At 59.6% G+C, this 26,655-nt stretch carries 23 protein-coding genes; 6 read left to right on the top strand and 17 right to left on the bottom strand.

Translation table 11 applies throughout. The features are described from left to right. Nucleotides 1-104 precede the first annotated feature (104 nt). From AC1DZ8_RS13105 to AC1DZ8_RS13085, 5 genes are all read right to left on the bottom strand, one after another. Complete coding sequence (locus AC1DZ8_RS13105; RefSeq protein WP_477306272.1) at nt 105-509, bottom strand: hypothetical protein; 405 nt, start codon at nt 507-509, stop codon at nt 105-107. A 252-nt stretch (nt 510-761) separates the two neighbouring features. Then, complete coding sequence (gene rpoH, locus AC1DZ8_RS13100; RefSeq protein WP_477306270.1) at nt 762-1,709, bottom strand: RNA polymerase sigma factor RpoH; 948 nt, start codon at nt 1,707-1,709, stop codon at nt 762-764. 116 nt (nt 1,710-1,825) lie between these two features. After that, nucleotides 1,826-2,200, bottom strand: a complete 375-nt coding sequence (locus AC1DZ8_RS13095; protein ID WP_477306268.1) for a response regulator transcription factor — start codon at nt 2,198-2,200, stop codon at nt 1,826-1,828. Nucleotides 2,201-2,316: 116 nt separating this feature from the next. Then, nucleotides 2,317-2,985 carry a response regulator transcription factor gene (locus AC1DZ8_RS13090; RefSeq protein ID WP_477306266.1) on the bottom strand — a complete coding sequence of 223 codons (669 nt, stop codon included), beginning with the start codon at nt 2,983-2,985 and terminating at the stop codon, nt 2,317-2,319. Then, on the bottom strand, nt 2,982-4,376 hold the full coding sequence (locus AC1DZ8_RS13085; protein WP_477306264.1) for a sensor histidine kinase: 1,395 nt from the start codon (nt 4,374-4,376) through the stop codon (nt 2,982-2,984). The genes AC1DZ8_RS13090 and AC1DZ8_RS13085 overlap by 4 nt, the downstream gene beginning before the upstream one ends. 434 nt (nt 4,377-4,810) lie before the next feature. Here AC1DZ8_RS13085 and AC1DZ8_RS13080 point away from each other — a divergent pair, with 434 nt between their 5' ends. The 6 genes from AC1DZ8_RS13080 to cyoD all read left to right on the top strand — a co-directional run bounded on the left by AC1DZ8_RS13080 (nt 4,811) and on the right by cyoD (nt 11,033). Further along, nucleotides 4,811-5,398: an HdeD family acid-resistance protein gene (locus tag AC1DZ8_RS13080; RefSeq protein WP_477306262.1), complete on the top strand. Its 588-nt coding sequence runs from the start codon at nt 4,811-4,813 to the stop codon at nt 5,396-5,398. Between the two features lie 255 nt (nt 5,399-5,653). Next, a complete protein-coding gene (locus AC1DZ8_RS13075) occupies nt 5,654-6,880 on the top strand; it encodes an oxalate decarboxylase family bicupin (protein ID WP_477306260.1) in 1,227 nt (408 codons plus the stop codon). Between the two features lie 131 nt (nt 6,881-7,011). Continuing rightward, nucleotides 7,012-7,962, top strand: a complete 951-nt coding sequence (cyoA, locus tag AC1DZ8_RS13070) for a ubiquinol oxidase subunit II (RefSeq protein WP_477400986.1) — start codon at nt 7,012-7,014, stop codon at nt 7,960-7,962. Between the two features lies 1 nt (nt 7,963). Next, nucleotides 7,964-9,967: a cytochrome o ubiquinol oxidase subunit I gene (gene cyoB, locus AC1DZ8_RS13065; RefSeq protein WP_477400984.1), complete on the top strand. Its 2,004-nt coding sequence runs from the start codon at nt 7,964-7,966 to the stop codon at nt 9,965-9,967. A gap of 62 nt (nt 9,968-10,029) precedes the next feature. Continuing rightward, on the top strand, nt 10,030-10,635 hold the full coding sequence (locus AC1DZ8_RS13060) for a cytochrome (ubi)quinol oxidase subunit III (RefSeq protein WP_477306288.1): 606 nt from the start codon (nt 10,030-10,032) through the stop codon (nt 10,633-10,635). Next, nucleotides 10,632-11,033 carry a cytochrome o ubiquinol oxidase subunit IV gene (gene cyoD, locus AC1DZ8_RS13055; protein WP_477306254.1) on the top strand — a complete coding sequence of 134 codons (402 nt, stop codon included), beginning with the start codon at nt 10,632-10,634 and terminating at the stop codon, nt 11,031-11,033. The genes AC1DZ8_RS13060 and cyoD overlap by 4 nt, the downstream gene beginning before the upstream one ends. A gap of 550 nt (nt 11,034-11,583) precedes the next feature. Here cyoD and AC1DZ8_RS13050 read toward each other — a convergent pair. The 12 genes from AC1DZ8_RS13050 to mdcA form a co-directional block, all read right to left on the bottom strand. Next, nucleotides 11,584-14,430 carry an ATP-binding protein gene (locus AC1DZ8_RS13050; RefSeq protein WP_477306252.1) on the bottom strand — a complete coding sequence of 949 codons (2,847 nt, stop codon included), beginning with the start codon at nt 14,428-14,430 and terminating at the stop codon, nt 11,584-11,586. A 689-nt stretch (nt 14,431-15,119) separates the two neighbouring features. Then, on the bottom strand, nt 15,120-16,409 hold the full coding sequence (locus AC1DZ8_RS13045; RefSeq protein ID WP_477306250.1) for an HlyD family secretion protein: 1,290 nt from the start codon (nt 16,407-16,409) through the stop codon (nt 15,120-15,122). Between the two features lie 10 nt (nt 16,410-16,419). Continuing rightward, the gene (locus tag AC1DZ8_RS13040; protein ID WP_112392553.1) at nt 16,420-16,623 is read right to left on the bottom strand and encodes a DUF1656 domain-containing protein; all 204 of its coding nucleotides are present in this window, start codon (nt 16,621-16,623) and stop codon (nt 16,420-16,422) included. Continuing rightward, a complete protein-coding gene (locus AC1DZ8_RS13035) occupies nt 16,620-18,542 on the bottom strand; it encodes an FUSC family protein (RefSeq protein ID WP_477306248.1) in 1,923 nt (640 codons plus the stop codon). The genes AC1DZ8_RS13040 and AC1DZ8_RS13035 overlap by 4 nt, the downstream gene beginning before the upstream one ends. A gap of 293 nt (nt 18,543-18,835) precedes the next feature. Further along, the gene (locus AC1DZ8_RS13030) at nt 18,836-19,786 is read right to left on the bottom strand and encodes an acyltransferase domain-containing protein (protein ID WP_477306246.1); all 951 of its coding nucleotides are present in this window, start codon (nt 19,784-19,786) and stop codon (nt 18,836-18,838) included. Between the two features lie 9 nt (nt 19,787-19,795). After that, on the bottom strand, nt 19,796-20,746 hold the full coding sequence (locus AC1DZ8_RS13025; protein WP_477306244.1) for an AEC family transporter: 951 nt from the start codon (nt 20,744-20,746) through the stop codon (nt 19,796-19,798). After that, a complete protein-coding gene (gene mdcB, locus AC1DZ8_RS13020; RefSeq protein WP_477306242.1) occupies nt 20,746-21,633 on the bottom strand; it encodes a triphosphoribosyl-dephospho-CoA synthase MdcB in 888 nt (295 codons plus the stop codon). The genes AC1DZ8_RS13025 and mdcB overlap by 1 nt, the downstream gene beginning before the upstream one ends. Then, nucleotides 21,630-22,274 carry a malonate decarboxylase holo-[acyl-carrier-protein] synthase gene (gene mdcG / locus AC1DZ8_RS13015; protein WP_477306240.1) on the bottom strand — a complete coding sequence of 215 codons (645 nt, stop codon included), beginning with the start codon at nt 22,272-22,274 and terminating at the stop codon, nt 21,630-21,632. The genes mdcB and mdcG overlap by 4 nt, the downstream gene beginning before the upstream one ends. Nucleotides 22,275-22,280: 6 nt before the next feature. Further along, nucleotides 22,281-23,003 carry a biotin-independent malonate decarboxylase subunit gamma gene (locus tag AC1DZ8_RS13010; RefSeq protein WP_112623273.1) on the bottom strand — a complete coding sequence of 241 codons (723 nt, stop codon included), beginning with the start codon at nt 23,001-23,003 and terminating at the stop codon, nt 22,281-22,283. Next, nucleotides 22,990-23,919, bottom strand: a complete 930-nt coding sequence (locus tag AC1DZ8_RS13005; RefSeq protein ID WP_477306286.1) for a biotin-independent malonate decarboxylase subunit beta — start codon at nt 23,917-23,919, stop codon at nt 22,990-22,992. Before AC1DZ8_RS13005 ends, AC1DZ8_RS13010 begins: the two co-directional genes overlap by 14 nt. 2 nt (nt 23,920-23,921) lie before the next feature. Then, nucleotides 23,922-24,236, bottom strand: coding sequence for a malonate decarboxylase acyl carrier protein (gene mdcC, locus AC1DZ8_RS13000; protein ID WP_112392559.1), 315 nt, complete (start codon nt 24,234-24,236; stop codon nt 23,922-23,924). 13 nt (nt 24,237-24,249) lie between these two features. Then, nucleotides 24,250-25,896, bottom strand: a complete 1,647-nt coding sequence (mdcA, locus tag AC1DZ8_RS12995; RefSeq protein ID WP_477306237.1) for a malonate decarboxylase subunit alpha — start codon at nt 25,894-25,896, stop codon at nt 24,250-24,252. Nucleotides 25,897-26,655 lie beyond the last annotated feature (759 nt).

The raw sequence follows: 26,655 nt of genomic DNA, 5'->3' as shown, positions 1-26,655 counted from the left end.
ATGAGAATCTGTCAGGCCGCGGTTCGGTTGACATGCAAGGCAGATCTTTCGGCGTCGAATCCGGTCCCCACTCTCACTGTGGAGCCCGGATTCGAAGACGGGGATCACGGACAATATGGGTACCCGAGATAGCCGTAGTATGGATACGGGTAACCACAGTAGCCGTCGTCATAGAAGTCGCTGCCGAAACCGCGATCCCTTCTGAACCTATGACCGTCGCCGATATAGACCCCGTGGTAATGGCCGCCATCACCCGGGCTTGCGGTACGACCGTCGCTGCCAGGGTTCATGCCATGGCCTCCAAAGCCTTCGCCGCGGCCACCGTCAAAGCCTCCGGCATGGCCCCCACCGCCCATACTGATGCCATGACCGCTGCCAAAATTGCCGCCGCCGACAAAGCCGCCGCCGTGCCCGCCGCCACCACCGTGCGCCATCGAGGCCGTCGCTGAGCCAGCTGCCAGCATTGCGCCCAAGGTGATCGTCGCCAAGACTGTTTTTGCCGTTTTCATAATACGCTCCTGTTTTTAAGCTTTCTTAGTCGCTGAAAGCCATCCACATATAGATACAGGATTCGAACTTCGGCATAATACGGTGGTTTGACGCAAATATATCTTAAAATTACGTATACTACTTGATGAGTCCTGAGGTGCCGGCGAATGTGGCCACGACACAGGTGCGCAGCGCGCCCTCCGGCCATTGGTGGGAAGATACACCGGTCTGACCAGAACGGAACGGTCGTCCCGTCGGATGTGGCTGGTAGCCTATGGGCTGCCCCAAGACGCGCCGGGGTCAGGATGTGGAATGGACGCAACTCCAAGGTCATGCGTTCGCCGACGCATGGCGTCCCGTTTCGCATAGACGACCTTCACTGCATTTTGCAATTTTTCGAAGGCGCGCACCTCAATTTGACGCACACGCTCGCGCGAAACGCCAAATTCGCTGGAGAGATCCGCCAGGCTCCTCGGGTTATCCGCAAGCCGACGCGCCTCAAGGACGCGCTGTTCGCGTTCGTTGAGCACGCCGAGCGAGTCGACCAGCGCTCTATGCCGGTTGGAAGCCTCCTCGATCTGAACGAGCTTGTGCTCCTGGTCGTCCTCGCCTTCAACCAGCAAATCCTGCCATTCGCCCTCGGCTCGACCTCGCAGGGGCGCGTTGAGCGACGTATCTCCACTCATGCGGCTGTTCATGTAGACGACTTCCTGTTCCGTCACCCCAAGTTTATTTGCGATGAATTCCACCTGATCCGCATGCAGATCATAATCTTCGAGCGCTGCGAGGCGAGCCTTAAGCCGCCGCAAATTGAAGAACAGTTTTCTTTGATTGGGCGTCGTGCCCATCTTCACCAGCGACCAGGATCGCAGAACATATTCCTGAATGGCCGCCTTTATCCACCAGACGGCATAAGTGGCCAACCGAAAGCCGCGCTCCGGTTCGAAGCGATTGACTGCCTTGACCAGGCCGATGCTGCCCTCTGATATTATCTCCGACATCGGTAGTCCGTAGCCGCGGTAACGCATGGCAACCTTAGCAACCAAGCGAAGATGCGACACCACCAGCCGGTGAGCAGCCTCCAGATCGTTGTGCTCGCGCCAGCATTTCGCCATCGATTGTTCCTGCTCTTGCGTCAGCATGGGTAGATGTTTGATCGCGTCGAGATAGCGACGAAGCCCGATTTCGCTCGAAAGATTTGTTGTTGATGGGCGCGGCATGAAGCTCTCCTTACCTACGTCGCGGGGATACACTTTCAATGTTGGGTGCTTCTGTTCGAAGCTTCCGCAGCTGGCCGCGTTCTTCGCTCACAGGGCCAAGGTGCACCCACGTGCCGTTAGCGCCTGGCATGAAGTACTGAATCGATACAGTTGATCATGGCTTGGCTATCCAAGGGCTTGCGGAAGAAGCCGATGGCGCCCGTTTCCCGAGCGCGTTTACGGATGCGCTCCTCCGGAAAGGCAGTGATCAAGATGGTTGGTATGCGATAGCCATGCTCGATCAAATGATCCTGCAGCTCTATTCCTGTCATTCCGGGCATCTGGATATCGCAGATCAAGCACGACGTATCTTCCAGATTGGATGACTTCAGGAAGTCCTCGGCCGATTCGAACGCTGATGCGATGAAGCCCAATGATCTAACGAGGCTTGCGGCCGCAAGTCGAACGGACTCATCGTCGTCGATGATCGAAATCATCGCTGTACGGGTCAATTCAGAACTCCTCTGCGCTTTCCGATGGCCTAGGTATTACTGCTTAAGCGAATGTTTCTCAACGGACGTTGCGCCTACAATCGTGAAAGCGGAAGTTATACAGAGGTGTAACGGATTTACTTCCCGGGAGCGTCTATCCCCAAAGCGCTGGCCATCTTCACCAGGTCGGCTAGAGTTCTGGCACCCATTTTTTTCATCAGCCGACCGCGGTGGATTTTCACGGTAATCTCACTGAGTTGCATCTCGCCAGCGATTTGCTTGTTCATTAATCCAGTCGCGACGAACGCCATTACCTCCCGCTCCCTGGGGGTCAGGGTGCTCAGCAGGCTTTGCAGTTCCGACTGCGCGCGGGCTCGCTCTCTTCGCTGCCTATCGCGCTCCAGTGCGCCGGCGACTGCATCCAGAATATCCTGATCTCGGAAGGGCTTGGTGAGGAAATCTACGGCGCCGGCCTTCATGGCGCGCACAGACATGGGAATGTCGCCGTGACCGGTCATGAAAATGATCGGCAGATGAACGCCTGCATTGGTCAACTGCGTTTGAAAATCAAGTCCGCTGACCTCCGGCAGCCTGACATCGAGCACAAGGCAGCTCGGACCGTCGGGAAGACGACTGTTCAGCAGTTCGGGAGCAGAACCGAACAGCTCGACGCGCGTACCGACAGATCGGAAGAGGCTGCTCAAAGCTTCGCGTAAGGACGGATCGTCGTCCACGACCAGAACGGTAGGGGGCACGGCGCCGATGTTGCCTGGTGATTGGAAGGGAGAGACAGGGGGCCGGATCATCGTCCGGATTCCTTTTCGACGCCTGGCAGAGAGAACTGGAATATCGCGCCGCCACCGGGATTGGGCACGATCCACACATGGCCTCCGTGTGATTCAATGATCGATCGGCAGATCGACAGCCCCATGCCTATTCCATCCGCCTTGGTTGTGTAAAAAGCATTGAACAATTGACGGGCACTTTCAGGATCGATGCCCGGTCCAGTATCTCGGACCCTTACATTTGCCTGGTTGGATCCATCGATCGACGTCGTCACGAGAATTTCCCGTAAGTCGCTCTTACAAGACGCCATTGCCTGAATCCCGTTGATCAACAAATTGATCAGGACCTGTTGAAGCTGGATACGGTCGCCAAGTGAGGGCAGCGGCCTGTGGGCCAGATCCAGTTTCAGAGTGATGCGATTTGCAACGAGCTCGTGCCGCACCAACACGATAGCCTCGTTGACGATCTCGTTCACATCGACAAGGATCATCTGGACGTCGCCTTTCTTGGACAATGCCCGGATTCGATGGACGATATCGCTGGCGCGTTGGGCGTCAGCGATGCTCCGCCTGACCGCGCTGCGTATCTCATCCAGATCGGGCTTGTCGCGATCGACCCATCGTAGGCAAGCCTCGCCGTTCATAACGATGCCGGCAAGCGGCTGATTTACTTCGTGCGCGATCGAGGCCGTCAATTCACCCAAGGTGGTAAGGCGCGTCACATGGGCGAGTTCGGCCTGAGCCTTCAGCACCTCGGTTTCGGCGCGCCTGCGCCGCGATATATCCGTATTCGTTTCGAGAACCGCCAACGGATTGCCATCGGCATCCCTCTTCAGCGACCATCGACTGGAAACGACAACGAGGGATCCGTCCCGCTTCGTTTGCCAGAGCTCACCTTCCCAGCGGTCGGCATTGAGAAGTTCCCGATTGATCTCGTTCAGCCTGGCTGGAAAGACAGTCTGCAAGAACCGATGGCTGGACTTTCCCGCCGCGTGTTCGGCGGACCAGCCGTAAATGGCCTCGGCGCCACGATTCCAATAAGTGATCAGATCGCCCATGCTGCGTACAAAAATTGCATCATGCGTCAAATCGAGCAGCTGGGCCTTTTCAGAAAGGTCGGTTGAGGTCGACTGGTTTTTAAGGACAAGAAGGCTGGTAATGGCAACGGCCGAGATGCTCATGAGACACCGGCTGAGGGCGCCTCCACTGGCTTCGTCTCCGTGAACAATCCAGAAGCTCAACAATGTGAGCGCTGCACAGCCGAACGAACACAGGACAATGCCACGCCCACGGAAGGCGGCGCCTGCCAGCAGAATAACGACCACATAGAGAACCGCTACCGCTCCAGAAAATGGATCAATCGTATCGACAACGAATATCCCGGCCGCCAGAAGGATGGCCAGAGGGGCCACCAGCCGCGAATTGCCGGATGCTGGCGGAGATAGTCTGTGCCGCATAAGGTCTCTGCTCGGTTCCTGGTCGACGCTTGCGCTGCTGATCGACTCTCCGTGGCGCGCAGTCCAACCTAGGCGACTGAATCCTTTCTGCTTGTTCGAAATTGCTGTCGGCGGTGCCTAATTGCACCTTTGTCACTGCAACACCTCGCCGCAAATCCCTAGAGACCGACTGGCCCATCAACGACACAGGCTTGGAAGTGAGCCCAAGATCTGGCTGAAAACCCGCAAATCAGAGCCGGCTAAGGCAACAACGAGCAAGTCCTGGCAGCGACTAGAGCGGTATCACGAAACAGCATTATGTCCGGTTTAACGCCCCTGGGCGGGATCCACCCCTCGCCGTCTGCATCTCCATCCGGCGGCGTTTCTCGACTGAACTGAAGGAGGAACTCATGGCACATGCGATCGACCGGTCCCGCAATCTCGGCTCAACCTTCCCGGAGTTGCGTGCAAAATGCTACCTTTTTATAATGCTTGGCATAGCGCTGCTGAGCCTGGGCTTTCTGGGATACGCGAACTTGTTCGCCGCTACGGTGCTATCCGTCTACTATATTGGCGTGTTGATGTCGGCCGCCGGCATCGCGCAGGTCGTGCACGCTTTCAATATTCAGGGATGGAGATCGTTTGCATTCTGGCTACTGAGCGGCTTCGCCTATGCAATCGCCGGCATCGCCGCATTCCACAATCCACTGCTTGCGGCCTCGGGAGGCACGCTCGTGCTGGCAATCACACTCATTGCGGCAGGCATGCTGCGGTTCTGGGTAGGCCTACAGTCCAGGCGCTATCTGGCTTGGGGCTGGGTTGCGTTTTCAGGGGTAGTCACGCTTCTTGCGGGCCTTGTCATCCTCTTTTGGCGGCCACTCAATACTCTGGCGGCGCCAGGCGCGATTCTGGCAGTCGACCTGACCATGCAAGGCGCGACGCTCTTAGCATTCGGTTTTGGACTGAAGAGCAGCGCGCTTTCGTGGATGCAAAGATAGAAACTGGCTAGCGGGATAGCTTGAGCGTCCATTTGCCGAAAGCGCCCTAAGACGATCGCGAGCAGCGTTCCTCCGTACCGCTTTACTTCTGACCGCCACGATCATCGTGCGATTCAGCTATTGCGTACCACAACAAGAAAGACCTGGTCAGCGCCAGATCGATACCGTGTGTCTTGCGCGACAGGCGGACACTTATGCCCGTGTCCCGACCAATTGGCGCCGTCGAAAAGCCCCTGTAGCAAGGAATAAAACAAAATGAGCATAGCCGCCGATAGGATGTCCCGTCGAACTCTGCTGGCTGCGACAGCAGTTGGCGGCTTGTTCACGACGGCAACACTGGCCCAGGCGCAGAAAAGCGAGCCGATAGCCAACGGTCGCGGCGGCACCAACCCTGGTCCGATGAATCCGTCCCGAACAGCCCAGAATCCGGATCTATTGGTCCCGCCGAGCACGGATTCGGGTGAACTTCCGAATCTGCGCTTCTCGTTCGACGATGCCCATATCCGACTGTCTGGCGGTGGCTGGACACGGCAGGTGACTGCGCGCGAACTCGGCGTCTCCAAGGACATTGCCGGCGTGATCATGCGCCTGAATGCCGGCGGTGTGCGCGAGTTGCATTGGCACAAGGCCGCCGAGTGGGCCTATGTACTGTACGGGAGAGCACGCATCACCGCGGTCGATGCCGATGGCCGAAATTTCGTCGACGACGTCGGCACGGGCGACCTGTGGTATTTCCCGTCGGGCATTCCTCACTCGATCCAGGGCCTTGATCCGGACGGGACGGAATTCTTGTTGGTGTTTGATGACGGCGACTTCGACGAGGACAACACCTTCCTCTTAAGCGACTTTCTGAAACACACGCCTCCCGAGGTGCTCGCCAAGAATTTCGGCATTCCGGCATCGAGCCTTGCGAACGTCCCCGATCCGAGCGACCTTTACATGTTTCCCGCTCCGGTTCCGGGGCCGCTGAGCGCAGACAAGATCGCGGGCGCGGTTGAGGTCCCGCACAGCTTCAGCCATCGCATGATGGCACAGCCTCCGATCAAGATGAAACATGGCACTGCGCGGATTACCGACAGTAACGTGTTCCCGGCTTCCAGAACAATCGCGGCGGCCCTGGTCGAGGTTGAGCCGGGAGCGATGCGCGAGTTGCATTGGCATCCGAATACGAACGAATGGCAGTACTACATTCAGGGTCAGGCTCGCATGGGGGTGTTTGCGGCCTCGGGCGCCGCCCGCACATTCGACTTCCAAGCCAACGACGTCGGCTACGTACCCTTTGCCATGGGCCACTACATCGAGAACACAGGCAACACGACACTGCGGTATCTGGAGGTATTCAAGAGCGACCACTTCGCCGATGTGTCACTGAACCAGTGGCTTGCTCTCACACCGCCGGAGCTAGTTCGCGCCAGCCTGCGTGTGGACTCGCAGTTTCTGCACGCGTTGCGCAAGGAGAAGTCGCCCGTCGTGCCGACTTAGCATCGCGCAGCCGGGTGCGCGAGCCGGTGACGCTGCCCTCGCTTCCCTTGCAGTTCTTGTTGTCGTTTCGGACCGCGCTCGGACGCGAAGCACAGTCCAGGATGCTCACGACGGCGTGAGGGAGCTCAGTGATGCCCGCTAGGTCGGATGGACTGCCGGACCGCGAACGGCATTTGCCGTGTAGTCGCTCGACGAGCGCCATGGTCGCGGCATGCACCGTCTTCCTGGCGCCGATCGTTTTGACGGCATGCCAGCCAGCGGTTCTCGATCCGCAAGGGACAGTCGGGATTGCTGAGAAAACGATCCTCATAGATTCGCTCGCCATCATGCTCGCCATCGTGGTGCCGACGATCGTCGCCACCTTTATCGTCGCTTGGTGGTTTCGAGCCACCAACACACGAGCGACCTACACGCCAAATTGGGAGTATTCGGGCCGCGTCGAGCTCATCGTCTGGTCCATTCCTCTACTTGTGATCATGCTTCTAGGCGGAGTGGCCTGGATCGGATCCCATGAACTCGATCCCGCGAAACCGTTGACATCAAACACGCGCCCGCTGGAGGTCCAGGTGGTCGCATTGGATTGGAAGTGGCTCTTTATCTACCCAGTCCAGCGTATAGCGAGCGTGAACCATCTTGTCATTCCTGCCGACACTCCCATTCATTTCTCGCTGACGTCCGCGAGCGTGATGAATGCGTTCTTCGTACCGCGGCTCGGTAGCATGATCTACACGATGAACGGCATGACAACGCAGTTGAACCTGCGCGCGGACGCTCCTGGCACGTTCCAGGGCCTTTCGAGCCACTATAGTGGCGACGGTTTCTCGGACATGCATTTCGAGGTGCAGGCGGTGTCTGCGCAGCGGTTCGCTGCCTGGATTGATGCCACGCGCGGCATGGGGCCAAGCCTCGATGCCAAGAGCTACGCTGCCTTGGCCAGGCAAAGCGTGAACACCATTCCTTTCACCTTCCGTGCGGCCGATCCTGACCTCTTCCAGCAGATCGTCACACAGCAACTGCCGCCTGGACCTGGCCCGCAGACCGGCCGGCCCAATCCGAGCGTATCCCCACAGACGGAGGACTAGCATGTTGGGCAAACTCAGCTGGGCAGCTATTCCCCTCGACCAGCCGATCCCATTGTTCACGGCTGCCCTGGTGGGCGTGGTGACTTTCGGCGTCCTCGCATGGGTCACGCTGAAAGGCTGGCTTCCGTACCTTTGGCGCGAGTGGATCACCAGCGTGGACCACAAGATGATCGGAATCATGTACATCCTGCTCGCGATGGTGATGCTGCTGCGCGGCTTCGCCGACGCGATCATGATGCGGTCGCAACAGGCGCTGGCTTTCCGCTCCGAGGGCTTTTTGCCACCCGAGCACTACGACCAGATCTTCTCCGCCCACGGTACGCTGATGATCTTCTTTGTCGCAATGCCCTTCGTGATCGGGCTGATGAACTTCGTCATGCCACTGCAGCTTGGGGTCCGCGACGTGGCGTTCCCGACCCTCAACTCGGTCAGTTTTTGGCTCACCGCCACCGGCGCGTTCCTGGTCAACATTTCGCTGGTCGTGGGCGAGTTCGCGCGCACCGGGTGGCTGCCGTATCCTCCCCTGTCGGAGGTAGCCTACTCGCCCGGGGTCGGCGTCGACTATTATCTTTGGTCGCTCCAGATATCCGGTGTGGGAACCTTGCTCACCGGCGTCAACTTCGTCACCACGGTCTTGAAGATTCGTGCACCTGGCATGACCTTGATGCGAATGCCGATGTTCTGCTGGACGACGCTCGCCTCCAACCTGCTGATCGTCGCGGCATTTCCCATCCTAACGGCGACTTTGGCGATGCTGCTGCTGGATCGCTACGTCGGTTTTCACTTCTTCACCATTGAAGCCGGCGGCAACGTGATGATGTTCATGAACCTGATCTGGGCGTGGGGACATCCTGAAGTTTACATCCTGATCCTGCCCGCTTTCGGAATTTTTTCGGAGGTGATCTCGACCTTTTCCCGCAAGCCGCTGTTCGGCTATCGGTCTATGGTCATGGCGACGATGGCCATATGCGTACTTTCATTCACCGTGTGGTTGCACCACTTCTTCACCATGGGGGCCGGCGCCGACGTCAACGCGATTTTCGGTGTCGCTTCGATGATTATCGCGGTGCCCACGGGCGTAAAGGTCTTCAACTGGCTCTTCACCATGTATGGTGGCCGGGTCGTCTATTCCCAACCGATATTGTGGTCTATCGCCTTCATGGTCACATTCGTCATCGGTGGGATGACTGGCGTCCTGCTGGCGGTGCCCCCGGTGGACTTCGTCCTGCACAACAGCCTTTTCCTTGTGGCCCATTTCCACAACGTCATCATCGGAGGCGTGCTCTTCGGTGCCTTCGCCGGCTACACCTACTGGTTTCCTAAAGCCTTCGGCTTCCGGCTGCACGAAGGGCTTGGCAAAGCATCGTTCTGGTGCTGGGTCGTGGGCTTCTACGTCGCCTTCATGCCGCTTTATGTCGTAGGCCTGATGGGTATGACGCRTCGCATGCAGCACTACGATGTCCCCGAATGGCGTCCCTGGCTGCTGATCGCGGCCGGCGGCGCGGCCATCATCCTGGTCGGAATAATCCTGCAGATCGCGCAACTCGCCATAAGCATTCGCCGGCGTAAGGAACTTCGCGACGAGACCGGCGACCCCTGGAATGGGCGCTCGCTCGAGTGGGCGACACCCTCTCCGCCACCTTCCTTCAATTTCGCGGTGCTTCCAAGCGTAGAGGGCGGCGAGGCCTACTGGGGCATGAAGCAGCGCGCGCGCCAGCAGGCCATGCTGGGCGAAGAACCTCCCTATGCGGACATCGAGATGCCCAGGAACAGTCCCACGGGCTTCATCTGCGCCTTCTTCGCCACCTTCATGGGTTTCGCACTGATCTGGCATATCTGGTGGATAGTGATCCTGGCTGCCGTGGGTGCGTTCGCAACCTTTGTTGTCTTCGCCTGGCGGGATGAAGTCGAGTATGTAATTCCTGCTGAGGTGGTCGCAAGCGTCGACCGGGCCAACCGCACCGCGCGCGGCGAGACACTAGCCCTATCGGGGACGCCCTCGTGAGCGCGTTCGACCCGGCCGTCGGCCGGGACGGGCCGAACCAGGTCGAGCGCGCCCAGGGCTCGCTGGATATCCAGCACAGCACGAAGCATGCGGCTTGTGTGGCGGCGTCGAAGCGTATCATCGCAGGCTACGGCTTCTGGATTTTCCTGCTAAGCGACATCGTCATGTTCTCTGCATTCTTCGCGAGCTACGCCGTGCTGGTTGACGCGACGGCCGGCGGACCGAGTGGACGCGGTCTGTTCGACCTCGGCAATGTCGGCATCGAGACGGCCTGCCTTCTCCTGTCAAGCTTCACTTGCGGCCTCGCCGCCATCGGCGCCCGGAAGCGCAACGGATTCTGGTTCTATGGCGCGATGGCCGCAACCTTCATACTGGGGGCTGCATTCCTTAGCATTGAGTTCCGCGAGTTCATGAGCATGATTGCGCTCGGGGCAGGCCCAACGCGGAGCGCATTCCTGTCGGCCTTTTTTACGCTGGTTGGCTGCCATGGCCTGCATGTGGCTATAGGCTTGTTATGGCTTCTTACGATGATGGCGCAGGTGTTCGCCAAGGGCTACCGGGCTGACATTCTGCGGCGACTGCTTTGCTTCAGCCTGTTCTGGCATGCCCTCGATATCATCTGGGTCGGATTGTTCACAATGGTGTATCTGATGGGAGTCACGCAATGAGACACGGCGAGCAGGACGAAGACTCACACTACGTCGACACCGCGCCTGGTGACGATAGCCTCGACGGAGACGAGGCGGCCGAAGAAATCAGGACTTACCTGATCGGGCTAGGGCTCGCGACGCTGCTCACCTTGGCGTCTTTCTCAATAGCTCGCACCGAGCTGGTTTGGGAACCGAGCATTCCTGTCGCACTGGCCGTCCTCGCGATCGCCCAGATGGGCGTTCACCTCGTCTTTTTCCTGCACATCACCACTGGCCCCGACAACGTCAACAACGTCTTGGCGCTTGCCTTTGGTGTGTTGATCGTTCTCCTAGTCATCGTCGGATCACTCTGGATTATGGCACATATGAACCACAATATGCTGCCCATCGATCAGATCATGCAGATGCAGAGTTGACCCAAGGCGAGGCGGACGCGATCTATCGCGGCAGAGGTGCCTGTGCGCGTAGTTTCAAAGCTCAGCCAATGCGTAGCACATTTCCTTTGTTTCGTGGCGCAACCAGTGGAGCAGATTCGCTTTCACAATAGCCGGCGTTGCCGCGTCCACAATCCACAGCTTGCAGCCTCGGCTGCCACGCATGGTTCTTACTCAGGTCAGATGCCTCATGATGATGGCCGGGTCGAGCGCCTCAACGTTGCAACGAAGTTCGAATTCGACGTCAGGCGATTCAACGCGGTCCCCACCATCACCGTCCTCGGCATGATATCACGGGTTCGGACTGCCGTGACTGAGCTCGTGTTACGCCATCTTTTCTCCGCCCACTCAAATCTGGTGCCGTCAACCCAAAGGCAGTGGGGCAGAACGGCGATCTTGCGCGCGACCGCCACTTTCGCTTCCTCATGCCGATCCGCGCTGACGATCAATCGCATGGTCTCTTCGCTGCTACGCAGGGTTTGCCCGGCCGCTTTCTGTTCTCTGAGCTAAAGTTCCCTATCCCTTTGGATTGTCAGAGCTGATCCAGAAGTTGACATGCTGCGATAAGATCTCGCGTTCCAAATCCTTCAGTAAATCGCTGGTAAACACTTCCTAGCAGCGATCTGGCCTCCTGATTTCTACCCAACTCCCTCCAAATTTTGGCAAGAGGAATTGCTGCCTTTAGTTCCCAACTGAAGGCGGATTGCTCTCGCGCGCAAGAAATTGAACTTAGAAGAAATTGCTCGGCAGAATCAAAGTCTGGCTTCGGCATCATCAACTCGATCTCGCCTTGAGTTCGAAGCAACTCTGGACGCCAGCATTGTTCGTTAACCAAATCGGCGCGTGACATAGCTACTTCAAGCACTTGCCACGCTTCTTCGCCTCGTGCTGAGGTTGCCAACGCCTTTGCTAATACGCAGGACGTTGAAGAAGCTATGATGCTATAGCGGCTGGAAAGCATGGTTGAGTACCCTTGCTGGAGCATCTCCAACCCCGTCGAATCGTTCCCATTTACAAGCAGGAGTTCGCCCTTCTGTGTACGGGCGATGGCCTGAAAGGCAGGGAGAGAATACTTGGATGCATGCGATAGCGCGCTCTCAATCGGCTCGGACGCCATCCTATATGCGCCGCACCAAAAGAAGACGGGGATCGTCCAGACTAAGGCAAAGCAGTAGGACGCATGATGGCTGTAGGCGCGCATGTGTTCTATTGTCTCATGGGCGGATTCGAGAGCTTGATCGGGAAAACCTCGCAGCCACAGGGATCGCGTAATGGCAAACCGCGCACGCGCTTCGCTGGCTAGGTCCAATTTCAAAGACGAGGCGGGAAACGCTTGTAACCGGAAACCATTCTTGCAATGATGGAGCGCAGCGGCCTGATTGCCAGTCGCGTGATACGAGGCGCCAAGCAACCACTCTGAAAGAATTTTTTCAGCCGGATCGCCCGTTCGCTGAGCGATTTCGGCGCCTTCCTTCGCTGTAGCAATCGCGCCTTCGAAATCACCATTGCGAACGAGATAGACATTAAAATCGGCGAGCAGATCGAATTGACGACGTTCGTCGCGTAGAATACTTGACAGATGCAATGCTCGTTTGAACGCGTCTTTGACCTCGTTGACGCTTCCAGGAGCGTAGAGCGCCGATCGCGCCAGTGCGTAATACAATTGTAGCTCTAGTAAGGTCCCACGATCGCTTTCAGGTAGCCCAGATATAGCTTGACGGCACCATCTCTGGCATTCTGCAAATTGGGAAATTTCAAGTAATATTAACACGGCATTGGCGGCGAGTCCGCGTCCGATGGCCGGATTGCCCCGATCAGAAAAACTCCACTCAAGCGCCTTACGGATATTGCCGAGATGAGGGGTGTATTTTGCCGCCTCCCTGCCATCAAAACCTTGTCCTAGAAACCTCAATTTGAGGAAATTGTCGAAGTAGAGAGCGTGGCGCTCGGATATTGCCCTTTCCTCGTTGCCAACCTTGAGCTTGGCAGAGGAGTATGCGCGCGTCGTATCCAGAAGTCGGTAGTAAACAAAGCCGCCAACCGACGAGATTGAAATAAGAGATTTGTCGGCTAAGCTTGCAACGGTGGTCGCTAGTTTCTGTCTGTCGTTGCCTACAACACCCGCAACCGCATAGGCTGCCTCGAGCGGGAATTGACCGATAAAAATCGAGAGTATGCAGAGCGTCTCTTGCTCGCTTATTGACAAGAGGTTGAAACTCCAGTCAAGCATCGCCTGCATCGTTTGGTGCCTCGATGTGGCGCTGCGCCGACCTTGCAATTGTAATGGAACCGCCTCATTGAGGAGACCGGCTACTCCTCTGAGGCCATACGTTCCTGCTCGGCTTGCAGCGATCTCAATCGCCAGCGGAATCCCATCAAGCCGTCGGCAGATGTCAGCTACAATGGGGGCATCGCCGTCCTGAAGGCCGTTCAAATGCCCGCCGGCAGCAGCCTTTTCCATGAAAAGTTGCACCGCCGGCGAAGCGAGAGCAGAAGCCGCAGACGGCGAAGCGTCAAGCGGCCAAGCAAGCGACGGGAGCAAGTGTACGTTCTCCAACTCGACGCGAAGTGCCTCTCTGCTCGTAGTCAAAATGTGAATGGACGGCCCCCCAGCGACTATACGTTTTGTCAGCGGCGCAATTGTGTCGATAACATGCTCGCAACTGTCCAGAATGAGCATGCCGCGCTTGTCCGCTAGAAACGCCGGTATCGCGTGATCTGGTACAAAGCCTTGCACAGAACATCCAACAGCGGCGGCAACCGCGCTCGCAGCGTCGGCTTCGTCGGCCAGGGAACCAAGATCGACAAAGAAAACATTTTCATTTCCAAAGTCAGACGCAAGCGCGTGCGCAACAGCTATCGCGACAGTGGTCTTCCCGATGCCGCCCGGGCCTACAACACTTACCAGGCGGTTTGTCTGCACCTGCGCGATCAACTCTGTCAACGTTTCGGCGCGGCCAGCAATTGATTGCAACGGTGCAGGCAAGTTCTTTGGTTGCTGCAATCCGGATTCACTATAGATAGAGCTGGTGCCGCTATGGGGTGAGCGCAGCAACGGTGCAACGAACGCGTATCCGCGACCGGGAACGGTAATAAGGTACCGATGTTCGTCTCTACCATCACCGAGGACTCCACGAAGGGCGGCGATGTGGACGCGCAGATTGGCCTCTTCGACCGTCACATCCGGCCAAACAATTTCCATCAATTTGCGCCCGCTCACGATCTCCGTGGGCCGATCGGTTAATGCGATCAGAATGTCAAGCGCTCGGCCACCAATTGGGATTGGCTCGCCATCTCTCGTAAGCAATCGTTTGATTGGTGTCAGCACGAAGCGGCCGAAGGCAATTGATGAGGTGCCAGGTTCGCTGTTGTTTCCCATGATCGAAGCCCTTGGCCTAGCCGGAGCTTGTCCTGTGCTTATCCCAATTCGCTATAAGATCGATCGACGGTAAGTCAAGGCGTTCGGGTGCGGTGGCAGACTGCCTTGTTCACTATTGATCGGCGCTTGTGCCGTCCAGCTTGGTGTTGCCAAAACAATATTGTCCGCTCGCGACGAAAGGAGCGACCTGGCTTTCAAACGTGTTGTCAGGCCGCGCCTTGAAGGACGGAGGTTCAAGCTTCACCATCACCGATTACGTGTGAGCAGTTCATCCTACACGGCCCAGTCGACTAGCGACCGTCAGGAGCCATCGCGGCCGACAGCAACGGGCAACGATCAAAGATCTGCCTAACCGCGGGGAGAATCGCCGGGACGCAGAATTTGAACAGGCGCTTGCCGTCCTGTCGCTCTGCCAGCTTGGTCGAGATGCCGGCCACGCCCTCGGATGAACTGTGTGGACGCACTGACTCCTTCGTTACAGCGCCGTCAAGCCGGGCGGCACATTCCACCTTCGACCGAGAGGTCGCGACGGGAGGGGTTCCGCAGGTGTTCTAACTGGGCCTTACGACCGCATCGGTTCTGCACCGGTTCGGGGAAATTCCGTTGAGTCCCCTGAACCATATCTGCCTCGCCTTCCAGCTCGGACTTAACCTTTGCAAATTGTTGCAAGCTCACTAGGCGGCTGCGGTTCACTCGGCAACTTCTGGAGAGACATGCAGGCCGGGCGGGATGCCGGGAACTACCTGTTCGGGCGTCGCTCCCTGCGGCTCGGTCCGAACAGGCAGTGCCTCGTAGTCCGCAGCCTGGCTCGTCACGACAGGCAGGCAACCCGGCCGTGAAGGCGGTGGGCCGTAGAAGAGGCTCAAGATACTATCGACGACGTTCGCATAGCCACGCTCAAATAGCGACGAGCGGCTCTCGTCGCTACCTTGCTTTATCGTCACCGTGGCTGTCATGCCCGACACGAGCGGAACCCCGCTCGGCACCTCCTCGATAGCAATGCGGACCGGAACCCTTTGCGCCAGGCGGACCCAGGTATAGATCGGATCGACGTTCGGCAGGCCTTGCGCGCCGGCTGCGGCGTTCGACACGCTGATCCCACGCGTCACAGTCTCGACGCGTCCCACGATGGGCGCCGAATAACCCATCAATTGCGCCTCAACGCGGTCGTTGACGCAGACCCTGGCCAATTTTGTTTCCTCGAAATAGCCATCGATCCAGAAGCTTTGGGAGTCGATCACGGTGACGTTGCTGTTCCCCGCAAGAGCGAAATCGCCGACCCGCAGGAGTAGATTGGTCACAAAGCCCGTGACTGGACTGGTGATCTTGGTGCGTTTCAGGTCCAGTTCGGCCTTGATTTGCTGCTGCTGCGCGGCTTCGACGGTAGCGTTGGCCACTGCGGCGGCGGCGGCGAAGGTCTGCTGTTCCTCTACCGTTGTGCTTAGATTGGTTAGGGCCTGCCGGCGCTTCGATTTAGTCGCCTTCAGCTTGAGGTCGGCAGCGGCCTCAGCCAAGTGCGCTTTGCTGACCTCCAAGGCGACCTGGTAGTCGACCGGATCGATGACGTAGAGAACATCGCCCTGCCGCACATATTGGTTGTCGTCCACATGCAGCTCGACGATCTGACCGGAGACCTGGGGAGCGACGTTCGCGACCTGGACGCGGACGTTGCCGTTGCGTGTCCACGGCCCGAGCACGTAGGTCTGCCACGTGACGATTGCGACCAGGACTGCAATCATGGCAATCACCAGCGTGGCCAGACGCTTGCCAGCCGCAGCCAGGAATCGCAGCAGGGTTTGCGATGGCGTGGCAGATGGCAGGCCTAGCGCAAAGCGATCGTCGCCACGGTCTTCGGGCTCTGAGCTCTCCAACAGCGTCGGCCCGGCAATGTCCCTTGGTGCTTGCGGCGGGACGACATCGCCGCCTGCCCTGGAGGAGTATTCTTCTGGCAACGGCAGTTTCACGTGCGTATCGTGCATCGACTCCTCCCTAGTAAAACAGCGTCAGAAGACCAAAGACGGCGACATACAGACTGAGCTCAGCGACCTGTGGGCGAATGAAGTACTTCGAGAACCCGATCAGATGCAGGAGAGGACGGAGCAGCAGGACAAGCAAGAGCGCGACGATCGCATCCGAGACGATCGGAGCAACCAGGACGCCGCCAAGGACCAGTTCATCGAACACATGGGTCATGTCTGTTGCTCCCCCGCCGAGGAAGGCGTTGCATGAAAGGCCATCGCCGCCACGACCAAAGCTGCGCATGCCGCAGGCGGTGGAACGCCATAGACCTCAGCGCCAGCGTGCAGGCGATAGGCTGCGTCGATCAGCAATTCGGCGTCCCGCCGGAACAGCGCATGGCGTGCCAAGCGCGCTGTTTCGACGAGCGCAGCGTGCTCCAGCCGCTCCAGTTCGTCGGTACAGCGGCGAAGTGCGGCGGCCTGGTCGAAGCTGCACATGGCCTCATCCAGCACCGCCGGATTGCCCCCCGCAAGGCCTGCGATCTGTCCGACCCGAAGCGCGGCATAAAAGGCGGCCTCTTCCGAAGCCAAGTCTTTGCGCCATTGCGATTGCGGCCGCTCGAGATCCGTGCGCGCCTCTGCCAGCAGCTGCCGGACCTGTCGCGCGGTTGACATCGGAGGCACGACCAGCTGCAAAGCGAACAGCAGGCCGGTCGCGACGCATACGAATATACAGGCGACCAGGAAGGTCTCGGGGTTGTAGTTCTGCGGATTGCTTGGCGAAACGAGCGCGATGATGAACACCATGCTCAAGCGACCGATGCTCGACAGGATGGGGTTTGTCAGCGTTATCAGCAGCGCGCAACCGATGATGAAAGGCGCCATGCCGATCGCCAACATCGGAAACCCGGTCGCGCCGTCCAGAACGGCGAATTGCAGGATTCCGGCCAGTACGCAGGCGAACGGAGCAAGCAGAACCGCCAGCTTGGTGAAGGCCACCTGGTCAGGCGCGGTTGCACCGAGGCCAATCAGGAGCGCCACGAATGCGAGCGCTGCGGCGACCGATGGCCAATCGACCATCTGGAACAGGGTCGATGCCAACACGAAGTAGGTAGCCGCCTTGAAGCCCCCCTCCAAGGCGATGCGACGCGATCGATAGAGTGGCGTTCGCCAGGGCTGCTCCGGAAATCTCCCCGCCTGGAGCCCGTCGAGGTCGCTGCGAGACGCCGCATCCCTTTGGTGGAACTCGGTGGCCAGCAACTCGCGCGCCATCGCGAACAGGACGTCGAGTTGTCGCGGGCGGCCCGTGTCAGCGAGTGGCCGGAGAGTGGCCTCGGCATGCCCTACCGAATTCGGGATGCGACAAGGCAGAGTTGCTAGGGCACGGGCCGCGGAAAATGCCGCGACCAGTTCGACCACAGCCGCCCTGGCCGACGCCGCCCGCGCCTCGCCGCTGCTCGATTCGCTCGCCAGGCTTGCGATGTCGGACCGCAGCTCGGTGACCTCGCGCAGCAGAACCGCCGCGGCCGCCGCGGGCATTGCCTGCCCGCGCAACGCGTTCCAGCCGCTGTCCATGACCCGGTCCTGAAGCGACTTCAATTTGGCGAAAACCTTGGGATGGTGGTCGGGCGCGCCTAGAATGTCGTTGATGAAGGTGATCGCCAGAACGCCGATAACGATTGCCGAGCCGCGCGCGATTCCTGCGTCAAACACTTGTTGCGGAGCATCGATCTGCTCGATCGCGACAATCGCGACAGTCGTAACCCCGAGCGATGCGGCATAGGCACGGTTCCCGTCCAGGGTTCCGACCACGAAGACGCACAGTCCGATCCAAGCGGCGAACACCCAAAGCATGATGACACCGCTTTGCGCAAAAACGCCGACGATGACGAACGATGCGGCCACACCGAGCCCGGTAGCAAGAAGACGGAAGACCGCCTTGTTTAGCCCTTGGCCGCGGGTTGGCAGCGCCAAGATCGCCACCGTGATTGCAGCCGAGGATGGGGCGTCCAACTCAAGCCAGAAGCTGACATAAAGCGCGAGGATGACCGCGAGCCAGATCCGGATTGCGTATGCCCAGGACGGTCCGGGAAATCCCGCAAAAGTGAACGGCCGCAGAGTAGCTGCGATGCTTGGCGTATCCTCCTCCGTCATTGCAAGCCTTCGCGGAGGTTGGTCCTCGGAACCGGAAGGTTCGGCCCGGAACAAGGCATCCCGAACAGGACCTCCCCGCCAACCCAAGAGGACGCGATCGGGTGCATGCCATCGCCCTGCACATCACGGTTCTCCGGTGCCACCGAACGTGGCGTCAACTGGAAAGTCATCTGTAGTATAATGGGAACCGAGTGGTTCTTGAGCATCGTCATGTTTCTCCGCGAATAGGACTCAGGACCACTTCCAATCCTTCGTGTTCACGATCGGCCCGACCTACGGTAGCTGCGAGGCCGTCAGCGCGGATCGTTGCGGGCGGCGCAGTGAGCAATCCATGCCTGCACACCCTGCAATGTTTGGAAGTCGTCCAAGGATCGCGCCGGGATGTCAGGATAGTCGGCCGCGGCCATTCGACTCAAAGCAGTACCAGGACCTAGCTCAAGAAATGCGTTTGCTCCGCTTTCGACACATGCCTGAAGGCAATCGGCCCAACGGACGGTGTGGGATATCTGCGCCGCCAGTTTGCCGAGGCCCTGATAGAAATCGATAACCGGCGTGCCATCGATGCCACTGAGCAGCCGTACATGCGGGGGAGATGCGGCCGCCGGGGTAACGCGAATAAGCTTTTCGCAAAAAACGGCAGAGGCCTTCGCAAGGCGTGGTGTATGGGACGCAACCTCGACTGGCAGAACGATCACGCGCAAGGCGTTCATCGCCCGCGCCTCGATCGCCATGGCGTGTAGTGCGTTGTGGCTTCCGCCCAGCATAAAGGCGTCGGCCGGATTGATAATGGCAATCGCGGCCTCGTACCGTTCGCACAACCCGTCGATCGCTTTACGCGACAGACCGCGAACGAACAGAAGCCCGTCGCCGGGCTGCGATACGGCATCCATCGCCTCGGCCCGGAAAGCGGCGAGGCCCAGTGTTTGGATCGCATCTAACCGGCCGGCGACACCCCAGGCGGCCAGTTCGCCGACGCTGTAGCCTGCGACGACGATCCGATCCGGTATTGCGCCGTTTAGCACGGCCGCGGCCGCCAATGGCTGCAGCGTGCAGAGGATCTGACCGACGCGGTCGTGATGAAACGCCTCCGCGCCATCGGTTCGCACGATCTCGCGGGGATCACGACCACCCAGCAGAGCCGTCGCTTGTTGGAACAAAGCGCCAGCCCGAGGTGCATCGCCCGTCAACGCGAACATACCTGAATGCTGTCTGCCTTGACCCGAACAAAGGATAGCTAGGCTCATGAACGCCACTCAGGCCGGAAACAGCAAGGCGATGGCGGTTGCCATGGTCACGACGCTGAGGATCGTGCTGGCAGTCACCATTGATCCCGCTGCGCCGGGGTCCATGCGGTAGTTCACTGCGAACAGGATCCCGAAGAAACCCGACGGCAACGCCGCCAGCAGAACCGCAATCCTGGCTGTCTCGGCGGGTATCGGCAAGCTGAAGGTGATCGCCGCCGCCAGTAGCGGCCTGGCGATGTCAGCAACCGCAGTGGCGCCGACGATCTTCCAGTCCAGCCGGAACGTCTGCGACGAGAGAATAAGGCCGGTCAGAAATAGGGCGACGCCCGGCGCGGCGTGTCCGATCAGCAGCAGGCAGGCATCGATCACGGCACCAGTTTTCAACCCCGACAGCGACACCAGGATGCCCAACGCAGGCGCGAGGACCACGGGCTTGGTAAGCGCATGCCGGATGGAGCGCAGGACACGTTTAGTCGCCGTCTCTGCTCCGTCCGCTTTCAGGCCGAGGCTCATCTCGACGATGATGAGCGAAAGCGGGCTGACAAGGATCGAGCCACTTGCCAGCGCTATGGCGAGCGGCACAGCGCCGCTTGGCCCGACGACAGCGGACAGGATGGGGAGCCCGACGCCTGCGAGATTCGGGAAGGCTAGCGTCAGCGCCTGAAGGGACGCGTCGGCGGGACTATCCTTCAAGATGATCTTCGCACCAAAATACCAGGCGAAAAACACGCCGAGCATTACGGCGCCGAGAATGACGAATAGTGGCGCTTGAGCCACCATCTCGCTGCGCGAGGCGGAGGCGGTCGCAGCGAACAGCGATGCCGGCAGGGCAAAGTTCATGATCAGAGCGTTGAGGCTGTCGACCTTGTGATTGTCAACAATCCGGTGCCGCCCGGCGCCATAGCCGAGCAGCAGGACGAAGAAGATGGGAGAAAGCGCCAGTAGGATCGCGTTCGACATCACGTTCGTTCCGCTTCGCAGGCGCTGACGAAAAGGCTCATGGCGAGGATATCCGCCGAGCCGCCGGGACTCAGCCGACGGGCGACGAAGCCTTCATGCACGGCGCACGCTCGGGCGCGCCAATCGGGCTTGGCAACACCACCGCGGCGAATGAATTGCCGGGCTTTGTGGCGGGCGAACCGAAGACCGTCCGTTCCTCCGCGGTGCAGGAGATTGGTGTCCTCGAGGGAAGCGATCAGGGCGAAGCAAGCCTCGACCCTCTGGGCCTCTTCGTCATCGGGCGCCGCGAGTGCTCCCTTGCGCAGTGCCGGCAGCCCAATTTCATAGAGACTTGGAAAGCCAAGCGATGCCTCCATCCGCGCCCCACCCGAACCGTAGCGGCGACGCGCCCGCTCGCCGTGGCTGTGAAGCAGGACAGGGCCGTTGACGATGTCACGCCCCCATCGCGACGCAACGACCGCGCCAAGTGAAAGAGCTCCGTCCGCTAGTCCGACAGTTCTTGCGCCGAAAGCCGCGCATAGGAGGCCAAGCCCGAATATGGCACCACGATGCGTGTTGATCCCCGACGTCGCATCCATCATAGCTGCCTCGGCATCGAGGCCGATGATCCTTAGGCGATCCATATCCCATGCCTCTGCCCCAGCATTCGCCAGGGAAGCAAAATATGGCTCGATCGCCCGTGCACTGGCGCGGAACATGTCGGCGTCCATATCGTCGTGGCTGCCGCTGTCGATGTGGCTGACCAAGCCCGGCTTGGGCCAAGTTTCCAGCTCCAGCACCAAGCTGCGCGCGGCGAGTGCGGCGATGACCTCGCCATTGTGCAGGACTATCTGCTGCGGGCGCAGACCATCGAACTTGGGAGCCGAAAGCGCGGTCGCGGTCCTCATGTAGGAATCCTCCCGGAAATGAACTGGTCCGCGCTGAATAGGGTGATCCCGACAATGGTCTTGACCAGCACGTCCCGCCCGCCGGCGTGAAGCTCCCGCCAATTGACGGCGGAGCCGCCACGGATCAACTCACCGTCAAGCCGCATCGGCGCGCTGGCTTCGATGCGCTCCACGGCTTCTGTAAGGCGGCACAGCTGCGTATCGCGGCGGACATACATCGCGAAATCGAGATCCGAGCTATCTGTCAGATAGTCCAGGCCGGTGATCACCTGCCACGCTAGGCTGCCAAAGACCCTGGCTTCAACCCCCTGTCCCGATGCGAGCTGGCCAAGACGCAGCAGCGTTGTTCGCCACGACGGTGGCGCCGCACGGAGGGTGAAGGCCAGGTTCGGCGACGGCGCCACTGCGACGACATCTGCGGGTCTTACCACGACTGCGAGCCGCTTCTTGCCGGCGAAAGGCGGAAGCGGCAGGCCAAGTGGCACACCACGCCCTTCTCCTGCGTTGGCACGACGCCCGACCATTGGCCACCCCCGATCGACCCAGCTCGCAACGATGGGATCTGTGGCCAGTTCTACGCGCGTCCCTACCAAGGCTTTCCATGCGAGCGGGCTAACGTAGACGAGATCGTGGCGGTTCATCGCAGTTCACCGAGATTGGAGGCCGAGGCCGCGGACGCGCTCGGCGATCTCGTAGGCTTTCGGCCGCCCGCCACGCTGCTTGCCAAGCAGACCTCGGCCGTCGTCGATATCAGGTAAACTTGCCAGGAGGGTTTCCAGTTGGTCTACGAGCGGAACCCCAGCGTCCCAGATGACGTGGACCGCGCCGGTCTGAGCGAGATTCTCCAAGCCGGGGGCAAAGACAGGCGTCGACTTGGCCTTCTCTTCCAGTACCTCAAGTGAAAGCTTCGTGACCTTGGACATCGACGGCAGGTCCATCACCACGGGCGTGGCACCGGGCAGTCCGACCAACACCCGAGTGGCAAGCGCCGTTGAAAGAAATGCTCCAGCGGCGGTGTGACCATAGAGAAGGCCGATCGTAGGCCGGCCGTGACTGTCGGCGTAGATGAGGCACTTGCCTAGATGGGCCAGAAATTCGTTCAGGCCCAAAAGCTCGTCGCGCTTGCTCATGCGCTGGCTATCGCTGTCTACGACGACGAGAATAGGCCCGCTGTCACGCGCGATCGAACGCAGGACGTGGGCGGACAGAATGATGGCATCATCGACCCCAAGGGGTAGCCGGTCGGCGACACCCACCACCAATGCAAGCCCGCCAGAGCGCAGGGAGCCTGATCCGTACACCACCCCCTCGTCGTTCTTCACGTCATGACCTGCTGGAAACATCGAGGCAAGAATCTCATCGAGTGTCATGGCTGATCCTCCGAACATGGTCGGCGACAGCAATGAATTGATTGACCGGCAAGGCAGGGACGGCTCCGGCGTCGGCAACACCTTCCGCGGTCCAGATATCGACAGCGTCGGCGCAACTGCCAAAGTCCCGCAGCCGTGCCTCGAGCCGGACCTGCTCGTTCGTGAGCGTATTGAGTTCAAAGCCACCCACCTGCTCCAGTAGCACCAGCGCTGCATCGCGAAATGCCTGAATGGTATCGTCGACGAAGGCATCGGCGGCACCGAGCAGGCGGCGGTGCTTTCCACCCATCGTGCGCCAAACAAGTGCCCGATCGCGCGAATCGAATTCCTCGACGCCGCGATTGGTTTCGATGACCTCCGGACCCGATACCGCGATGCGGCCCTGCTCGGACACGGCCAACGCGGAACAGCAGCCGGCGATCAATCCGCCACCCCCATAGCAGCCGGCGCGGCCGCCGATCAGCCCGATCACCTTTGCGCCAGCGCTACGCGCTTCAATGACAGCACGCATGATCTCGGCAATGGCGAGTTCGCCGGCGTTGGCTTCCTGCAACCTCACCCCGCCTGTATCGAACAGGATCAGCACCGGCATAGAGGCAATGTCGCGCGCGGCGCGCAGCAAACCAGTCAGTTTGGCGCCATGCACCTCGCCAAAGGCTCCGCCCATGAAGCTGCCCTCCTGCGCGGCGATCAGCACGCTGGAGCCGCCAAGGCTACCGTGTCCGACCAGGATGCCATCGTCGAACTGTTCAGGCAGATCGAAAACCTTCAGGTGCGGGCTCACTTCTCGCTTCTCCGGACCGACGAACTCCATGAAGCTTTCTGGATCGAGCAGTAGGCGGACTCGTGTCCGGGCCGAAGCTTCGTACCAGCTGGTAAGGGCGGCGGGCGCTATCGCGGCCTGCATTGAGGTGATGCTCATTGCTCTACCTCCATCAGGCGAACTGCCTGGGCTAGGCGAAGGGACACCGTGTCTGGTCGCGCGCCGCCATCATTGATCGAAAACTTGAGACCGCCGGGCGAATAGCGATCGACGAAATCCGCGACAACGGCGTTCCAGACAGCGCCAAATCCTTCGGCGGTCGTACGGATCTCGACGAGGCATTCGCGCTCGGGCACAACGCGCTCCACCAGCACTTCGAGATTGCCCGAAGCCACCACGCCTATAATCGCCATTTTCCTCGCGCCCCCGGCAGGCTGGCGGGCGTCATGACGTAAGCTGAAATCTTCCATCGGGATGCTCCAGTCACCAGTTGCGAAATTTCGAAGGCGGTGCGTAGAGGCCGCCCGACCAGTGCACGATATCCTTGATGGATCGGGCCGCGAGGATGCTCCGGTCGGCGTCGAGCGGATTGATGCCGAGATCTTCCGGTCTGCGAATGACGCCGCGCTCGCGTAGACGCTGGACCTGCCCGAGGTCGCGGCCTCGTCCGACATCGGTATAGCCAGCGATCCCGCGTATTGCTTGCTCGCGCTCGTCCGAACTGCGGCAGAGCAGCAGATTGGCAATACCTTCTTCGGTAACGATATGGGTGACGTCGTCGCCGTAGATCATCACCGGCGCCAGATCGAGATTCAGCTTTTCTGCCAGTTCAAGTGCGTCGAGCTTCTCGACGAACAGCGGCACGTTCTTGTCGCCGAACGTCTCTCCGATCTGCACAACCAGCTTGCGACCACGCCGCAATAGCACGTGCCCATCAGGATCTGCTTCTTGTCCTGCCATTAGCCAGGGTTCGCTCGGATGCCGGCGACCTCGTGCATCCGCCCCCATATTCGGCGCGCCGCCAAAGCCGGCGATGCGCGACGTGGTGACGGTCGAGGAGTTTCCCTGCAGGTCAATCTGCAGCGTCGAGCCGATGAACATGTCGCAGGCGTACAGACCAGCAGTCTGGCAGTAGGCGCGGTTCGAGCGAAGAGAGCCGTCCGCGCCGGTAAAATAGATGTCAGAACGGGCTCGGATATAGTTTTCCATGCCCACTTCGGAACCGAAGGAGTGGATTTGCTTGACCCAGCCGGATTCTATCGCCGGAATCAGCGCCGGATGAGGGTTCAGAGCGAAGTGGGTTGCCACCTTGCCCTTTAGGCCAAGCTTCTCGCCATAAGTCGGCAGCAGTAGTTCGATCGCGGCAGTGCTGAAGCCGATTCCGTGGTTTAGGCGCTGGACGCCGTAGGGTCCATAAATCCCCTTGATCGCCAGCATGGCGGTCAGGATTTGCCCTTCGGTGATGGCGGCGGGGTCGCGCGTGAACAGCGGTTCGACAAAGAAGCGCTTGTCAGCCTCAACGATGAAATGCACCCGATCGGCCGGGATGTCGACGCGTGGAACTTTGTCGACGATCTGATTGACCTGGGCGACGACAACGCCGTCCTTGAACGCTGTAGCCTCGACGACGGTCGGCGTGTCCTCGGTATTAGGTCCGGTATAGAGATTGCCGTCCCGGTCCGCACTGACCGCGGCGACCAGGGCAACGTTCGGCGTCAAGTCGATGAAATAGCGCGCGAAGAGCTCGAGATAGGTATGTACTGCTCCAAGCTCGATCTTGCCGCCGAACAGCATCGTCGCGATGCGCGCCGACTGTGGACCGGAATAGGCGAAGTCCAGCTTCTTCGCCACGCCACGCTCGAATACATCGAGATGCTCAGGAAGAACGACCCCCGACTGCACCATATGCAGATTATTCACTTTCGCGACGTCGACTGACAGCAGGGCTGCCGACAGCAGGTCGGCCTGCTTCTGGTTATCACCCTCTAGGCAGACCCGGTCGCCTGGCCGAACGATTGCTTCAAGAAGCCGTGTCGCGTCACGAGCTTCGACAATCTTTCCTTTTGCCACCGCCGAACCGGCTTGAACGCGCGCGTCGCGCGCTTCTCTTTCAAGTTGCCAAGTCGCCATAACCTTCTCCCGAATTTCGTTGGAGCGCATCGGCCGCGGATGGATCAATGGTGCTGGTCAACGCGCTCTGGTCTGATCTGGACTGGACGGCCGCAGAAGTCGCTGAAGGCCAAGGGCTGTCCGTCGCGCATACCGAAACCCCGTCGTCTGATTAATGCGAAGGAGCGTCGCCGAGCCGCTGATTGCTACGCCCTGCTCCATCAGCACTTGGCCATCGCGCGCAGCCCTAGCCTCCTGCCGCGGCGTGGTAGGCTGGATCGTCTTCCTGGATGCCATGGAAAGGTGACCACCTTTTGGAGCAAAGAGCCCGAGAGTTGCACTCAAACGAAGGAGGGTCTTTCCAAAACGCCGCGCCGATTCAAGCTTTACCCGTCTTCAAGCTTGCTTAGGCATAGCTACCGGCTTTGCGCGCTGCTGGACGGTGCCAAGGCCGCTGCAGATATTCAAGAGGCTTCCGATTCGGCCGGAGGGACCTCCGGCGTTCATCGCAGAGGTCGTTTGGCGGGCCACCAATTCCAAGCGATCTTGGGCGACATTTACGCTACTGAGCGTCGCCGATAGCAGAAGAGTGCTTCTTCGATAGTGGGTCTGGGGATGTAGCGGTCTCCCGACTCGAACCCCTGAACTCACACAACCATCCTATTTATACGCCCTGACCGCGATTTAACGCACGGCTTGATCGGCTCCCTTCCGGCGGAGGTTGATACAATCTAGCATGATCTCTGAACGGAATTCCCTGCACCAGGGCGGACAAATGCC

It is taken from the genome of Mesorhizobium sp. P2_F7 (genome assembly GCF_056403695.1).
The sequence above is the reverse complement of the archived record's forward strand: the minus strand, read 5'-3'. Positions and strand labels throughout refer to the sequence as shown.

Excerpts from the sequence above, each read along its gene's own strand:
- mdcA (WP_477306237.1), bottom strand. The coding sequence starts at position 25,896 with ATGGCGACTTGGCAACTTGAAAGAGAAGCGCGCGACGCGCGCGTTCAA.
- AC1DZ8_RS13035 (WP_477306248.1), bottom strand. The coding sequence starts at position 18,542 with ATGACGGAGGAGGATACGCCAAGCATCGCAGCTACTCTGCGGCCGTTC.
- AC1DZ8_RS13105 (WP_477306272.1), bottom strand. The coding sequence starts at position 509 with ATGAAAACGGCAAAAACAGTCTTGGCGACGATCACCTTGGGCGCAATG.
- AC1DZ8_RS13050 (WP_477306252.1), bottom strand. The coding sequence starts at position 14,430 with ATGGGAAACAACAGCGAACCTGGCACCTCATCAATTGCCTTCGGCCGC.
- cyoA (WP_477400986.1), top strand. The coding sequence starts at position 7,012 with ATGCCCGCTAGGTCGGATGGACTGCCGGACCGCGAACGGCATTTGCCG.
- mdcB (WP_477306242.1), bottom strand. The coding sequence starts at position 21,633 with ATGAGGACCGCGACCGCGCTTTCGGCTCCCAAGTTCGATGGTCTGCGC.
- AC1DZ8_RS13040 (WP_112392553.1), bottom strand. The coding sequence starts at position 16,623 with ATGACCCATGTGTTCGATGAACTGGTCCTTGGCGGCGTCCTGGTTGCT.
- AC1DZ8_RS13080 (WP_477306262.1), top strand. The coding sequence starts at position 4,811 with ATGGCACATGCGATCGACCGGTCCCGCAATCTCGGCTCAACCTTCCCG.
- AC1DZ8_RS13010 (WP_112623273.1), bottom strand. The coding sequence starts at position 23,003 with ATGACACTCGATGAGATTCTTGCCTCGATGTTTCCAGCAGGTCATGAC.
- rpoH (WP_477306270.1), bottom strand. The coding sequence starts at position 1,709 with ATGCCGCGCCCATCAACAACAAATCTTTCGAGCGAAATCGGGCTTCGT.
- AC1DZ8_RS13075 (WP_477306260.1), top strand. The coding sequence starts at position 5,654 with ATGAGCATAGCCGCCGATAGGATGTCCCGTCGAACTCTGCTGGCTGCG.
- mdcG (WP_477306240.1), bottom strand. The coding sequence starts at position 22,274 with ATGAACCGCCACGATCTCGTCTACGTTAGCCCGCTCGCATGGAAAGCC.
- mdcC (WP_112392559.1), bottom strand. The coding sequence starts at position 24,236 with ATGGAAGATTTCAGCTTACGTCATGACGCCCGCCAGCCTGCCGGGGGC.
- AC1DZ8_RS13030 (WP_477306246.1), bottom strand. The coding sequence starts at position 19,786 with ATGAGCCTAGCTATCCTTTGTTCGGGTCAAGGCAGACAGCATTCAGGT.
- cyoD (WP_477306254.1), top strand. The coding sequence starts at position 10,632 with ATGAGACACGGCGAGCAGGACGAAGACTCACACTACGTCGACACCGCG.
- AC1DZ8_RS13045 (WP_477306250.1), bottom strand. The coding sequence starts at position 16,409 with ATGCACGATACGCACGTGAAACTGCCGTTGCCAGAAGAATACTCCTCC.
- AC1DZ8_RS13090 (WP_477306266.1), bottom strand. The coding sequence starts at position 2,985 with ATGATCCGGCCCCCTGTCTCTCCCTTCCAATCACCAGGCAACATCGGC.
- AC1DZ8_RS13025 (WP_477306244.1), bottom strand. The coding sequence starts at position 20,746 with ATGTCGAACGCGATCCTACTGGCGCTTTCTCCCATCTTCTTCGTCCTG.